This is a genomic window from Bacillus sp. SJ-10, assembly GCF_002843505.1.
Taxonomy (GTDB): domain Bacteria; phylum Bacillota; class Bacilli; order Bacillales; family Bacillaceae; genus Bacillus; species Bacillus velezensis.
Genome location: NZ_CP025258.1, coordinates 2749692 through 2764211, shown reverse-complemented (window position 1 = coordinate 2764211; position 14520 = coordinate 2749692). Strand labels below are relative to the sequence as shown.

Sequence of the window (14520 nt, the reverse complement as noted above, 5' to 3'; positions counted from 1 at the left end):
CCCTAAAAGTTCAATTGAATAGAATCAAGCGCGTTCTCTTCTTCCTCATTGCTGCCGCTCAATCCGATATGTTCGATTAGAATGCTTGGCTGTTCCAAAATCGCCGATAGGATGTGTAAGTAGTCGTTTGATAAAACCTCGATTCTGCTTTTCTTAAACAGTTTTTTCGAATATTCAAACAGTCCTTGATAGTTGTCGCGGTCTGCCTGAATCGACAAGGTCAAATCGAATTTGGCAACCGGATGATGAAATGGATACGGCTTGAGTTGAAGGGAATCGAAAGTCAATTCAGCATGATCAAGATTTTGCAGCACAAACATCGTATCGAATAAAGGATTACGGCTTGAATCTTTTGGAAGATGCAGATGCTGAATTAATTCTTCCAACGGATAGTCTTGATTTTTATAGGCGTTCAGCATGTTTTCTTTTACTTCGTTTAAGTAGGCATCAAATGTTTTACGGCCCGCCGGGTGATTGCGAATGACTAACGTATTGACGAACATTCCCACGACCGGCTCTACATCCAAATGAGTCCGCCCGGCAGATGGCGTTCCTACGATAATATCTTCTTGTCCGCTGTATTTGGATAAAAGAATCGTATAGGCTGCCAATAAAATCATATACAGTGTTGCTCCTGTGTCTTCTTCCATTTGGCTTAAACGCTGTTTCAAGTGTTCGGGTATAAGAAATTCAAATGATTCGCCTTCGTAATCGCGTATGGCAGGCCGCTCATAATCCGCAGGCATATCCAGTACAGGAATATCACCGTGAAACTGATCCAGCCAATACACTTTCTGGCTCTTGATGTTCCGTTTCTGAATGTCCGATTGCTGCCAAACTGCAAAGTCTTTATATTGAATAGAGAGCGGGTCCGGTTCGTTCCCCTCGTAGATTCGGCTTAAATCTTTCATCAGAATATTGACGGACACGCCGTCAGAAATGATATGATGCATATCAACCACAAGCACGTGCCGCGCAGGTTCAATTTCAATCAGTCCGGCCCGCATCAGCGGCGGTTTGGCTAAGTCAAACGCTTTGATGAAATCAAGCACACGGTCTTCCGCTTCTTCTTCGCTTGCTTGAATTCGTTCTATCGTAAAGTCGACGTTCTGATGAATACGCTGTGCCGGCTCGCCTTCATATAAATCAAAGCTGGTCCGCAACGCTTCATGACGCGCGATTAATTTTCGGAAAGCGGCGTTTAACCGTTCGGGATCGATCGTCCCTTCCACATTCATGGCACCCGTCATATTGTAAGTCAGCTCGCCGCCTTCTGTGTGACTTAACAAATACATCCGCCTCTGAGCTGAAGAAACCGGATAATATGGCATTTCCTTTGCAGCCGGAATCGGTACATATCGATTTTTGTCCATGTGTAACGCCTTGTCAGCCAATTGTTCAATGGTAGGAAACTTGAATATGTCTTTGAGAGACAGATTCACATCCAGCTCTTTGTGAATTCTGGCGGCTAAGGCAGCCGCTCGGATGGAGTTGCCTCCGAGATCAAAGAAATTATGTTTGATCCCCGCATGGCTTATTCCGAGCACTTCCTTCCATAAATCTGTCAGTTTGGACTCCGTCTCATTACCCGGCGGTACATATTCAGCTGTCTGCTGCAGACTCGCTTCTGGTGCAGGCAGTGCCTTACGGTTTATTTTCCCGTTGGATGTTAACGGCATATGCTCCAGATGGACAAAATAGGACGGAACCATGTAGTCCGGAAGCTGCGATGACAATTGTTCCCTAAGCTGCGCAGCCGCTATAGGCTTGTCGCTTACGTAATACGCGCATAATTGTTTTAAGCCGTCTTCTTCTTCTTTCACTGTAACCGCGGCTTTTTGCACCGCTTCCGCGTTATGCATTGCTGCTTCAATTTCACCAAGCTCGATTCGGTGTCCCCTGATTTTGACTTGTTCATCAACGCGCCCAATATATACAAGATTTCCGTCCTTCAATCGCTTAGCCAAATCCCCTGATTTGTACATCTTCGCTCCCGGGACATACGGGTTTTCAACAAATTTCTCTGCCGTTAAATCCGGGCGGTTCCAATACCCTCTGGCAACACCCGGTCCGCTGATATATATTTCGCCGATTACCCCGAACGGAACCAGGTTTCTGCTTGCATCGGCCACATAAATATCCGTGTTGGCAGCCGGAGTGCCGATCGGTACAAATTCCCGCTTGTCCCGTTCTGCGTCGAAGTGATAAATCATACATCCGACGACTGCTTCCGTCGGTCCGTATTCATTGAAAATGTCCAGCCGGCCTTTAAACTGCTCGCTGACACTTTTGGCCAGACGGGTGCTTAAATTTTCTCCGCCGACAATCATTTTCCGTATTGCGGTGCCGCCAGCGATATTCATCTCTTTGATGACGTGCAGGTGTGCCGGGGTCAATTTGATCATGTCTATTCTTGAGTCCCGCATAATCTCAGAAAGCACAGCGCTTTTGTCTTCGCCGTCAAAGACAATGATGGTATTTCCCGTAACCAGCGGTGTAAATATCGAGGTCACAGTCAGATCGAAAGAGATGGAAGAGTATAATGGGAAGTTGGTTTTCTCACCTCTTACATAAACCTCTTTCGCCCACCAAATATAATCAGCCAGTCCCTGATGCTCAATGAGTACACCTTTTGGATTTCCCGTGGAACCTGACGTATAGATCATGTAGGCCAAATCATGCGCATCGCTGTCCGGTTCAAGATTCGAGTGATCCCCATGGTATGAGTTTTCCTCATCCAAAAGCACAATGTCACCATCATACGGTAATTGATCCAGCAGGCTGCGCTGTGTCAACACAACCTCCGCCCTTGAATCTCTCAGCATATATTGAATCCGATCTTCCGGATATTCAGGATCAATGGGCACGTATGCGCCGCCGGCTTTCAGAACAGCCAAAATTCCGACAATCAGCTCGATCCGATGCGGGCAGATGATGGCAACGAATTGATCCGCTTGTACGCCTTTTGTCCGTAACGTCCGCGCCAATCGGTTCGCCCGTTCATTGAGCTGTCTGTACGTATACCGCTCATTGCCAAAAATAACGGCTTCATGATCGGGACTCTGTTCCGCCTGCATTTCAAACCACCGATATACCGTTTCCTTATGCGGATACGGCGTCTTTGTGCCATTACACTCCGTCAGCAGTTGATGCCGTTCGGTTTCAGACAGCATAGGAACGGAAGACAATGTCATCTCCGGCTGCTCAGCAAGGCTGTTTAAAATGCCGGTATAGTGTCTGGTGATCTGTTCAATGGTGTCTTTTGTGAATCGTCCCGGTTTATAATCAAAATGCATCTCTATCTGTTGACCGGCATCTTCGATCGTAAGCATCAAATCATATAAAGAGACCCCTGGATTTCGTTCTTTCACTTTAAATGTACATTCATTGTGCCGGATTTCATGAAATTCAATGTTTTGAAACACAAACATCGTGTTAAACAGAGACTTTCCGGTTGTTTCCCGCTGCACATTTAATTTTTCCACAAGCCGGTCGAATGGATAGTCTTGGTTTTCGAAAGCGTCAAGCGTCTGCCGCTTTACTTCTTCCAGATAATCCGTAAACGTTCTATTGGCGTGCGGCTTCGTCCGGATTCCGATGGTTTGTATGAAAATACCGATGATTTTTTCGATATCCGGATGATTTCTTCCTGAAGCAGGCGTGCCAACGACAATGTCTTCTTGTCCCGTATATTTATGAAGCAGCACATTATAGGCGGCCAGAAGCACCGTATAGAGAGTCGTTTCCGCCTTTTGTGCTAAATCTTGAAGCGAACGGATGACATCCGGCTGTAAGGAGCATGTCACACGCTGTCCCTTAGAAGACCGTTCTGCCGCTTTGGAACCGTCTGTCGGCAGGTCAAGGATGGGAATTTCGTCTTGAAATTGTTCCAGCCAATATGTCTCCTGCCGCTTCATGGCATCGTCATTCAGCCGTTGGTTTTGCCATTCTGCGAAATCTTTATATTCAAATTCAATGTCCGGTAATGGTTTCTGATGATATAAAGCCAGCAATTCATTTGTCAGGATGTTGACGGAATAACCGTCCGAAATGATATGATGCATATCGATGAGCAGTTCGGCCTGCTCGTTTTCAATCTTGATCAGCTCCGCACGAACTAACGGAGCTTGGTCCAGGCGGAACGGTTTTACAAACCGGTCTGAATAGGCATCAAATTCATCCCGGCTCATTGTCCGGACATGAACGTTAAAATCAACTTCGTTTTTAAGTTTCTGAACGATATCGCCATCTATAATGTCGAAATACGTGCGAAACGCTTCGTGCCGCTGCATCACTTGTTGAAGAGATGAGATCAGGGCTTGCTCATCGTACTTCCCTGTTATTGAGATGTGGCCGAACATATTTTGCGCCAGCTGATCCGGTTCCAGTTGGTGCAGGAAATATACTCTTTGCTGCGCCGGCGATGTCGGGTAATACGCTTTTTTCTCGGCAGCCTTCATCGGGAGGTGCACGACTTTCGTTTCGTTCTGAATGAAACGTGCTAATTCCTTAACAGTCTGGTGATTGAAAAATTGTCCGATGGAAACCTTTTGATGAAATGTCTTCTGAACTTTGGAAAGCATAAGCGTCGCCTGGAGTGAGTTTCCTCCCAGAGCCAGGAAGCGATCTGATCTGCCAACCCGTTCAAGGCCGAAAAGTTCCTCCCAAATCCGCGCCAGCTGCCGCTCCGTTTCATTTACCGGCGCCTCATAGGCTTCAGTAAAATTTGCCGTATTGCTTCCTATTGAAGAGACCCGCTTCTGGTGTTCGGCGTAAAGTGCTTGTAAATCATGCTGTTCTTCATCGGAAAACATCATCATGGCGTCAAGAGGGATTGAATCTCCCTCAACCATTTTTTGCAGCAATTTTGTAAAACCCGCTCCCCACTTTTTCATGATTTCCGGACTGATGACGTTCGTATTAAAGTCGAAATCAAGAACATATTCTTGATGCGCATCTGTTATGTTAAGAAATAAATCGTACAGGGTGCATTTTACCGGGTATGCAACGGGCTCCGCTTCCGCTTTTCCGAAATGCAGCTTTCGAAAAGGCCTGTCTAAATTAAAGATAATACGCATATCCGGCACTTGATCGTGCGGAAGCTCTCTGGCCACCAGTGTCATCGGGACGGCTTGGTGCCGCATTGCAAGATTCACGCTTTCTTTCATACTGCCAAGATAACCGGATAAAGTGCTTTCTGAAGAAGACGTGTTCTTCACCGGAATCATATTGACGCAATTTCCAATCAGATCATGCTGTTTCATATGCGATTGACCTGCTGCGGGGACCCCGATCACAAGGCCTGACTGTTTGGTAAGCCGGTGCAGAAAAAGATGAAATGCGCCCAGCATCGTCACAAATACGCTATTTTTCATCTGAATGCTTAATGACCTTAAAGCCTCGCTCAATGGCCGTCCAAGCCTGACGGTACACCGGTCTCCCTCATACCCGTTCGGATAACGGACAGAAGCTGTGCTTGGCAGAATTGGCTGCTGTATCGGTTCAGAGAAATGACGCCGCCAATAACGGACCCCTTCTTCATAATGGCCGCTGTCAATCTGTTCCTGCTGCCAGTCTAAGTATTGGCGAAACGAAACATCTGCCTCTTTCGGCGAAATCGGTTTTCCTTGTACTATTGCCGCGTAGTTGCTCTCCAGTTCTTGAACAAAAACGGCGATTGACCATCCATCGGCAATGATATGATGGAACGTGAGCACAATCAGATGTTCATTGTGAGCCGATGTAAGCACATGGATTCTAAACAAAGGCTTTTGTTCATGGAAATGAAACGGCTGCTTGGCATCTTCTGTCAGCCATTTTTGGATTTCCGGCCCCCGATGTTCATGCGGGAGGCCGGTAAAATCAATGACAGGTATATCTATATTCATCCGTTCCTGCACTTGCTGTACCTCGTCATCGGGATGAATCACCGTACGTAAAGCTTCATGACGGTCAAAGATATGCCGGACGGCTTGTTTTAATGATGTATACTGCAGTTCGCCCTTCACTTTCAGCATAATGGACTGGTTTAAAGCGGCGGAAGCTTCATTCCCGTAATGGGATGCCATAACCAACTGCTTTTGTTCAGGTGAAAGCTCGCGCGTCCCGGACTTTTTACGGCCTCCGCCATCAGGGGAATCCGGACCTTCCGGGATAAATCCGCCTCGGCGAAGATCCTCCACCGTGTCTTTCACCGCTTGAATAATATTTTCGATATCATCCGCGGTATGCGCGGCAGACAAGAAGCAGTTGCGTCCTTCCCACACATAGACCCCTTTATAGTTGAGGTGGTAAAAGAACAAGTCATTATCAAGCGATGAGACAAACCGGAATAAAGAACCGAATCGAACCATGCGGATAGGCACTTGCGCTTGTTCGAAGCAGCGATTCAGCTCATCGACCAGGTAGGCTGTTTTTTGATTAAGCTGCTCATACAGATGTTCTCCCTCGGTTTGCAAATGGCGAAGGACGGCTAATGACATCCTCATGGTAAGCGGGTGAGTATTGAAGGTGCCGGCCACAAACGTGCGCTTCGCCTCGTCTTGCGGGTAGGAATCGTCCCCATACTGCCAGGTACCCCCGTCGATCGCATTCATGAACTCAGCTTTTCCGGCAACTACCCCTAACGGCTGTCCGCCGCCGATGATTTTTCCGTAGGTCACTAAATCAGCCTGAATGCCGAACCATTCCTGTGCGCCGCCGAGACCGATCCGAAATCCGGTAATAATTTCATCCATAATCAGAGCTGTTCCGGATTGCTGCGTGATCGCCCGCAATTCTTTCAAAAATGCCTGCGGCTGCAAAGCCGGTCTGCGGCTTTGTACCGGTTCCACCAGTACGGCTGCCAATTCATCACCAAGACTGCGGATCACATCCAGCGAATCGGGATTGTTGTAATGTAAAATAATCAAATCATCCATAAAGCTCTGCAGTATACCCGGAGCCAGCGGATTCGCAGACGCAGCCCCGCCTTTTGTGCCGGCAACCCCTAATACGCCGTCAAACGTGCCGTGATAAGATCCTGAGAACGCCACGACTTTCTTTCTTCCTGTCGCCGCCCGCGCCAAACGCAGGGCAACCATGACGGCCTCTGTTCCGGAATTATAGAAAGCGACCCTTTCCACTCCGGTACATGTGCGGATCCGGTCGGCAACTTCACCGGCGACATCTGACATCGGGCCGAGCGGAGGCAATGATGAACGGGTTGAATCATCGATAACCTGTGTAATAAAGGAAGGATGATGCCCGAAAAGGTTAACCCCGAATCCCATGGTGATATCGATATATTCATTTCCGTCAATATCCCACATTTTAGAACCGTCAGAACGTTCGGCGATAATCGGGTATACGATTTCCTTCCAATACGAACGGAAGCTGGACAAATTGCGGTTGTTTGCATGAGCAAATCGGGTATTGTCCGTATATTGTTTGGAACCTTTCGTTTTATCTGCGTATTTCTTGATGAAATCTTCTAAGTATTGTTTTTGCCGTGCGGTATAGTGTCCCTGATCATTCAGGTTCTGAGGCTGGAAAGGAACATAGGGTTTCGCTTCTTGAGCCGCTTTCTGTTCTGCAATGACGGTCGGAGGCCCCTGCTTGACAGAAGGAATTGATTTCTCTTGCGCTTTAGCGTATTCTTTCTCATCGGAATGATGTCCGCTGTTTCTCAACAAATTAAAGCTATTTAATTGAGCTTGCAAGGCATCCTGAATTAATTGATTTTGAGATGCGATTATTTTTTCGAGCGTATGCTCTTGATTACCATCTCTGCGATCCGATTCAGGCTGCGCTTCTGAAATGACCTGTTTTTCCTGCGCCGGAACATTCTCTTGAGGCGGAGCGGATGCAAAGGACGATGGAACGGTATCAGCCAAGTAATCTATGACACTTTGAAGGTTGGTCAACGTATCAAAAAAACGATCCATCGGGATATCTACCCCAAATTCGTCCGCGATGGCTTTTTTGACCTGTGACAGCATGATAGAATCCATTCCGAGCCCGATAAAATGAGCATTCAGATCGAGTTCCTCTCCCCTGATCCCTGAAGCATTGCTGATTACAGTTTTCAGGAAGGATTCAATATGCGCCTTCGATTGATTGATATTCAATGCCGCTTCTCCTCTCTTTTCGCCCTCGTTTAAGCGCAATTGGTCAGCTTCAGCCCAGCATCGGCTCCGTTCAAACGGATACAGGGGCAATGGCGTCTTTTGTACAGTTTCACCGGAATACAGCGCGCGCCAATCGATAACGGCTCCTTGCACAAATAATTCGGCTGCGCGATGCAGCCATGTGATCCGTTCATCTTGCGTACGTAAACGCTGCTTAATCAGAGCGGCTGCTTGTTGATTCAGCTCTTCTTTATGAGCAGGCAGCATTTCCTTCATATTCTTGTAACCGATGTATACACCGGGAAGGTTTCTTTCTCCCTGAATCAGGCGGGTCAGCTTATCCGATAGTTCTTGTTTACCGGATACAATCATGGCAATGCCATGATCCAAATGAGCCCTGCCCGTACTGGCTGTATAACAAATGGACTTTAATGAAGCTTGGCTGTCATCCGATACATATTGTCGGTACTGCTGTGCGAGTTCATAGAGTGATTTTTCAGTATGAGCGGATAAAACAAATAGGTGCGGCCCATGTTCATCCTCGGGCGCATACTCACTTTGAGAAATATATTCTTCCAGTACCACATGAGCGTTCGTTCCGCTAAAGCCAAATGAGCTGACTCCGCCTCGCAGCGGCTCATCACCCGATGTGAACTCCGAAACTTCCTGATTCACATAAAATGGTGATGAGTGAAAATGAATGAGCGGATTAGGTTCATTAAAGTGCGCTAACGGCGGATTTTTCTTGTGATTCAGCATGAGGACAGATTTGATCAGCCCGACGATGCCTGCCGCTTCAAACAAATGACCGATGTTCGATTTAACAGAACCAATCGCACAAAATTGTTTTTTTGCCGTATACTTTTCAAACGCTTTACAAAGCCCGTTAAATTCAACCGGATCGCCGAGCTTCGTTCCGGTGCCATGCGCTTCGATGAAAGATAGTGTTTCAGGAGCAATGCCCGCGTCTTTCCAAGCCGTCTCAATGACCTCAGTCTGAGCTGCCGGATTCGGTGCTGTAATCCCGGCGGTTGTTCCGTCTTGATTCATCGCGCTTCCCTTGATTACGCCGTAAATATGGTCTCCGTCGCGAACAGCCTCCTGCAAAGGTTTTAGCAGGACTGCGGCGGCGCCTTCACCTGTGCCCGTGCCGTCTGAATCTTTGCTGAACGTTTTCGTGTACCCGTCCGAAGATTCCATATCAAGTCCGATACAGATCGGCAAGAGCGATGTCCGGATACCGCCGGCAAGAGCCATTTCACAATCGCCGGACATTAAAGATTTACATGCCATATGAACGGCGGCAAGCGATGAGGAGCATGCCGTATCCACTGTGACCGCCGGCCCTTTTAAATTTAAGAAATAAGCGATTCGGCTGGCTAGCACGGAAGGGAGATTGCCCACGATATATTGATGAAGTTCCTCCGGGTAATTCGCAGAAAGGAGACGTTCATAATCGTAGCCCACCTTTGAGTACCCTGCATATACCCCGACACGGCTCCCGTTCATGCTGCCGCCGGCATAGCCCGCATCTTCAATCGCATGCCATGCAGACTGCAAAAACAGTCTTTGGTTAGGGTCCATAAACTGAGCCGCTTTAGGAGCTAAACCGAAGAACGAATAGTCAAAGCGGTCGATTTCATCTAAATAGCCGCCCTTCACAAACTGATTCTCATTGAACTCGCTTTGGATGGACTTTAAATAATCCGCCGCATCTTTCAGCCGGGATTCGGGGTATTCTCGAATGCTGTGCTCACCTTTTTCAAGCAGATTCCAAAAATCACTTTTCGTTGACGCTCCCGGGACATTGAGCGACATCCCGATAATGGCGATATCTTTCGGTGTCACATGGCTTGGTTTCGCTGCCGCGTCCTGCTTGATTTCAGCCCGGCTTTCAGACAGATATACCGCTAAATCAGTGATAGAAGGATACGTAAAGAGATCTGAAACGGAAAGCTCGCGTCCGAATTTCTGTTCTATGCGCTCGGCAATCTGCGATAACTGTAATGAATTTGCTCCCATATCAAAATAACTGTCAGCGAGGTGAACCTTTTTTCCATCGAGCACTTCGGAAAAGATAGACAGCAATTCCGTTTCTATCTCATGAATGGGTGTCTGTCCGGATGTTTCCGTGCTGCTCTCCAAACATTCATTGATGGCGGCGGACTCTGTTGAAAAATTCCCTGCCTCATACTGTCTGGCAAGTTCGTAGCGTTTAACCTTTCCGCTGGTTGTTTTAGGGAGTTTTCGGATCGGAAGGACTTCTTTTATGCTCCAGCCGCCCCGCTTGTACAAATGTTTTTTTATCTCTTTGACAAGCGGTGCAAATTTTTCAGGTGATTTTTTGTAAACAACAAAGAGCACGATTTCTCCGCTTTGTGTCTTTTGATCATATACACCGCAGGCGGCAACCCTTCCTAAGTCAACCTCTTCCATTTCAATCGCGACCCGTTCAATATCGTGCGGGTAGATATTTTTTCCGTTCACGAAAATAATGTCCTTTTCTCTTCCGGTTACGACTAAGTTACCACTTTCACTAATGAATCCGAGGTCTCCCGTTTTTACCCAGCCGTCAGAAGTCAGCGCTTTTTCCGTACTCTCGGGGTTGTTGTAATACCCTTGCGTCACATTGTCTCCTTTGATTTGGATATGGCCGATGATTCCGTCTTCTACTCTTTCATTTGTTTCATCGGAGATCCGAAGCTGACAATAGTCAATAGGTTGTCCCACCTCGACGAATGAAGCGCAATTTTGGTCCTCTTTGCTGACTTTTACAGCTCTTTCACCAAGATTTAAATAGTCACGATGCAAATAAACGGGAACGAATTCTTTACCTATTTTAGAGAACGCTGCGCCAACCGAAGCTTCCGCTAAACCGTAAACATTCAAAATGGCGGATCTTTTCAGATTGAATGCTGCGCATCTTTTCAAAAATTCGTCACACAGCTCCGGCAATATCGGTTCTGCACCGTTTGCGATGACCTTGATGTGGGATAAATCCCAGTCTGGTTCGTTTTTCAGAAATTTAAGGAAGTAGTTGTACCCGAAATTAGGAGATGATAGAATACTGGCTTTATGTTCATGAGCTTTTTTCATCCAAAGAATAGGTCTGCGAATAAATAACTCTGTAGGCATTAGATTTTGATTGATTCCGGTTATGAAGGGAACAAGGTGGCAGGCGATGAGCCCCATATCATGCGTTAAAGGCATCCATGATAAGAAAGAGTCTTTCGAATGAACGTGTAGGGCATTCCCAATGGCGCACGTGTTATGTATTAAGTTGTGATGCGTTAACATGACTCCTTTTGGATCTCCTGTCGATCCGGAAGAAAATTGGATAAAGGCGAGTTCATCCGCATCAGGTTCATAAAACGAAGCGGGGTAATCGTAGGTTTGATCTTGAATGACGTCAGATTTTTCGTTTAATTGATAATGGAAATCCTGTAAATCGTGTTCTGCAGCGTATTTCTTTATTTTGTCCAATACTTTTTCAGAGGCAATCAGAAACGGATGATTTAATATATTCCAAATGCGCCAGACCTTCAGCTTATGGTCATCATCTTCTCCGATACTGACCGGCACCGGGATCATTCCTCCTAATATACAGGCCCAAAAAGCAACGACAAATGATTTGTTTTCTTGGATTTGAAATACAATTTCCTGCTTCGGCTGAATGCCGAGATGCTGTAGATAGCCAAGATACCCTTGCGCCTCTTCAAACAATTGGCGATAAGAGACAACCGTCTCGTTTTTATCGGATTCGATAAAACGGATCCCGCGATCAGAGATATTGCTTCTTTCCCGAATGACATCTACTAAGGTTTGGAATTGACTGGTATACATAGGTCCCCTCCTGGGCGCTTTATTTTAAAATCCGCAATTCTTCCCAAGCCGGAAGCTGTTTAGCTTCACAAATTAATTTGCATAAATGGATCGAATGTTCGAGTTCTTGTTCTGAAAGCACGTCTTCATGCCTTTTCATTCTCTCTTTCAGCTCTTGGATTTGCGTAAATAATGGCGTCGTTATATTGGAATAAGCCGCTGAATCCTTGTTGTAATTTCGCGCAATGACGGATTGAATCATCAATTTATTCAGTTGTTTTTTGCGTAAATGGACAATATGTTTCTTTCTTTCCGCTGAATTGGAAAGCGGGGGAACATCGGATGTCTGTCCTAAGGGATAAGGTACAATGTGATTCGTTGTTTTTCTCAGCAGACCGGCTAAGACATTGTTCGGACCCATTTCGATGACTTCCGTGACTCCGTGTAAAAGCAAATAATGCATCGATTCTGTCCATCTTACCGGCATCATCATGTGCTGCTTGAGGTGTTCGCTGATCGAATTTCCGCTGCTGTAAGGGCGCGCGGTGACATTTGAAATGATCGGCCATGCGGCATCCCGGAAGGAATACCGGTGTAATACAGTCTGGAATTGTTCGGAGGCTGATCGTATCATCGAACTGTGAAAAGGCGCACTGACATTCAAATAAGTGTATGCCGCACCCTTTTCCTCCGCCATCTTGATGACACGTTCCACAGCTTGCCGGTGTCCGGAAATCACATGCTGCTGTTCTGAATTCATGCAGGCTACTCCTGCCGGAAAGTCTTCCGTCGACACTTTCGAACATATTTCCTGTAACGTTTGAAGAGAGAGGTGAGTCACGGCGGCCATCGCCCCCTGCTGCTTGGGATCCGCATTTTGCATAAGAATTCCCCGCTCCCTTACAAGTGTAACGGCATCCTGAAAAGAAAGGGCGCCGGCACAGACAAGCGCTGAATATTCGCCTAAGCTATGGCCTGCCAGGAAGCGGGGCTTCACCCCTATTTCCTGCATATACACTTGAAAAGCAATCACACTGACCGTTAAAATAGCGGGCTGCGCGTTCATTGTCTTTGTCAATTCATTCATATCTCCGTTAAAACACAGTTTTTTTACATCCAAGGAGATCGCGTCGCTCGCTTCTTCAAACAATCTCTTTGCGAGCATAAAATCATTCCAAAATTGTTTGCCCATTCCTACAAATTGAGACCCTTGTCCAGGAAATAAAAAGGCAAGATTGTTCATGAGATTCCTCCGATCATATTGAACAAGGAATACAATATCCTACAAAATATCCCTTTATCTAACATCCTAGCATGATTATAACAAATGTGTATAGAATACTTTCGGAGGAGTTATTGTTCGATTTTACAAACGAATTAGATATATTTATTCATAAAATAAAACATGGAGGTTTCACCGAAAATCAGTCTTAAAGAGAGATGATGAAAGCCGGCGTGGAGCCTGTTACCGGCTCTTCTTCACTTAGAACGCGCTCTTTATGTTTCATATGTTTTAGGGCTATCGGCATAATTGTGTCAGAAATTACATATTTTCTGTTTATTGTAAAAAATCATTTGTATATCTGTGAAGGATTGTAAACTGATTGCGCTTGATTATAAATGTGGCGCAAGAGATGGATCTGAATGAGGAAAATCTGCAAGGGCGAAATACGCCGGAGAACATGTGAATGACCCAGCCCGGATAGCGATTGACGCAGTAAATCGGCCTATTGAGTGAACAAGGTTTTCAGGCATAAAAAAACAGCCGTTCAGAGCGGCTGTTTTTTTAAAAAGTATAAGAACTATTGAGCGGTATACCCGCCGTCCATGACTACGGCCTGACCTGTGACCCCTTTTGCTTTGTCGCTGGCCAAAAATACGGCGTAATCAGCGATTTCCTTCACTGACAGCAGCCGTTTTTGGGGAACGAGCGGAAAGATGACGTCCTCAAGCACCCGTTCGTACGGTACATTCCTTGTTGCGGAAATGTCCTTTAACTGATTGCGGACAAGCTGAGTGTCCACATATCCCGGACAAAGCGCATTGACGGTAATGCCGTCAGCCGCGCCTTCAAGTGCGCCGACTTTCGTTAAACCGATGACGCCGTGCTTGGCGCTGTTATATGCCGCTTTCCCGTGAAAACCGATCAATCCGTTGACAGACGCCATATTAATGATTCGACCGAATTGCTGTTTTTTCATAATGGGGAATGCATGCTTCATTGCGATAAATGGCGCGGTCAGCATGAGACGAATGAGCCGTTCAAACTGTTCGGTGGGAAATTCCTCGATGGGCGCGACATGCTGAATGCCCGCATTGTTCACAAGGATATCGAGACGTCCGAATTGTTTCTCGACCGTCTGCAGCATGTCGGCCACTTGCTTTTCATTTGTTACATCGCATGTGATGCTGACTGCTTCACAGCCTTCATCTTTCAGTCTTGCCGCCGCTTCTTTCCCCGCTTGTTCGTTTACATCAGAGATGATGACGGCTGCTCCTTCACGGGCGAATTCTTTTGCGATTTCAAGCCCGATTCCTCCGGCTGCTCCTGTTACAACGGCTGTTTTTTCAATAAGCAATGAATGCATGA

Annotated in this window: 3 protein-coding genes; all 3 read right to left on the bottom strand. The window is 46.5% G+C overall.

Annotation, left to right across the window (positions count from 1 at the left end; all coding sequences use genetic code 11):
• Window positions 1-2: 2 nt before the first annotated feature.
• Complete coding sequence (bamA, locus tag CXL14_RS13945) at window positions 3-11951, bottom strand: bacillomycin D hybrid PKS/NRPS BamA (protein WP_101287846.1); 11949 nt, start codon at window positions 11949-11951, stop codon at window positions 3-5.
• 19 nt (window positions 11952-11970) lie between these two features.
• A complete protein-coding gene (gene bamD, locus CXL14_RS13940; protein WP_053285114.1) occupies window positions 11971-13173 on the bottom strand; it encodes a bacillomycin D biosynthesis malonyl-CoA transacylase BamD in 1203 nt (400 codons plus the stop codon).
• A gap of 559 nt (window positions 13174-13732) precedes the next feature.
• Complete coding sequence (locus tag CXL14_RS13930; protein ID WP_014418050.1) at window positions 13733-14518, bottom strand: 3-hydroxybutyrate dehydrogenase; 786 nt, start codon at window positions 14516-14518, stop codon at window positions 13733-13735.
• Window positions 14519-14520: the final 2 nt, after the last annotated feature.

Excerpts from the sequence above, each read along its gene's own strand:
- bamA (WP_101287846.1), bottom strand. The coding sequence starts at position 11,951 with ATGTATACCAGTCAATTCCAAACCTTAGTAGATGTCATTCGGGAAAGA.
- bamD (WP_053285114.1), bottom strand. The coding sequence starts at position 13,173 with ATGAACAATCTTGCCTTTTTATTTCCTGGACAAGGGTCTCAATTTGTA.
- CXL14_RS13930 (WP_014418050.1), bottom strand. The coding sequence starts at position 14,518 with ATGCATTCATTGCTTATTGAAAAAACAGCCGTTGTAACAGGAGCAGCC.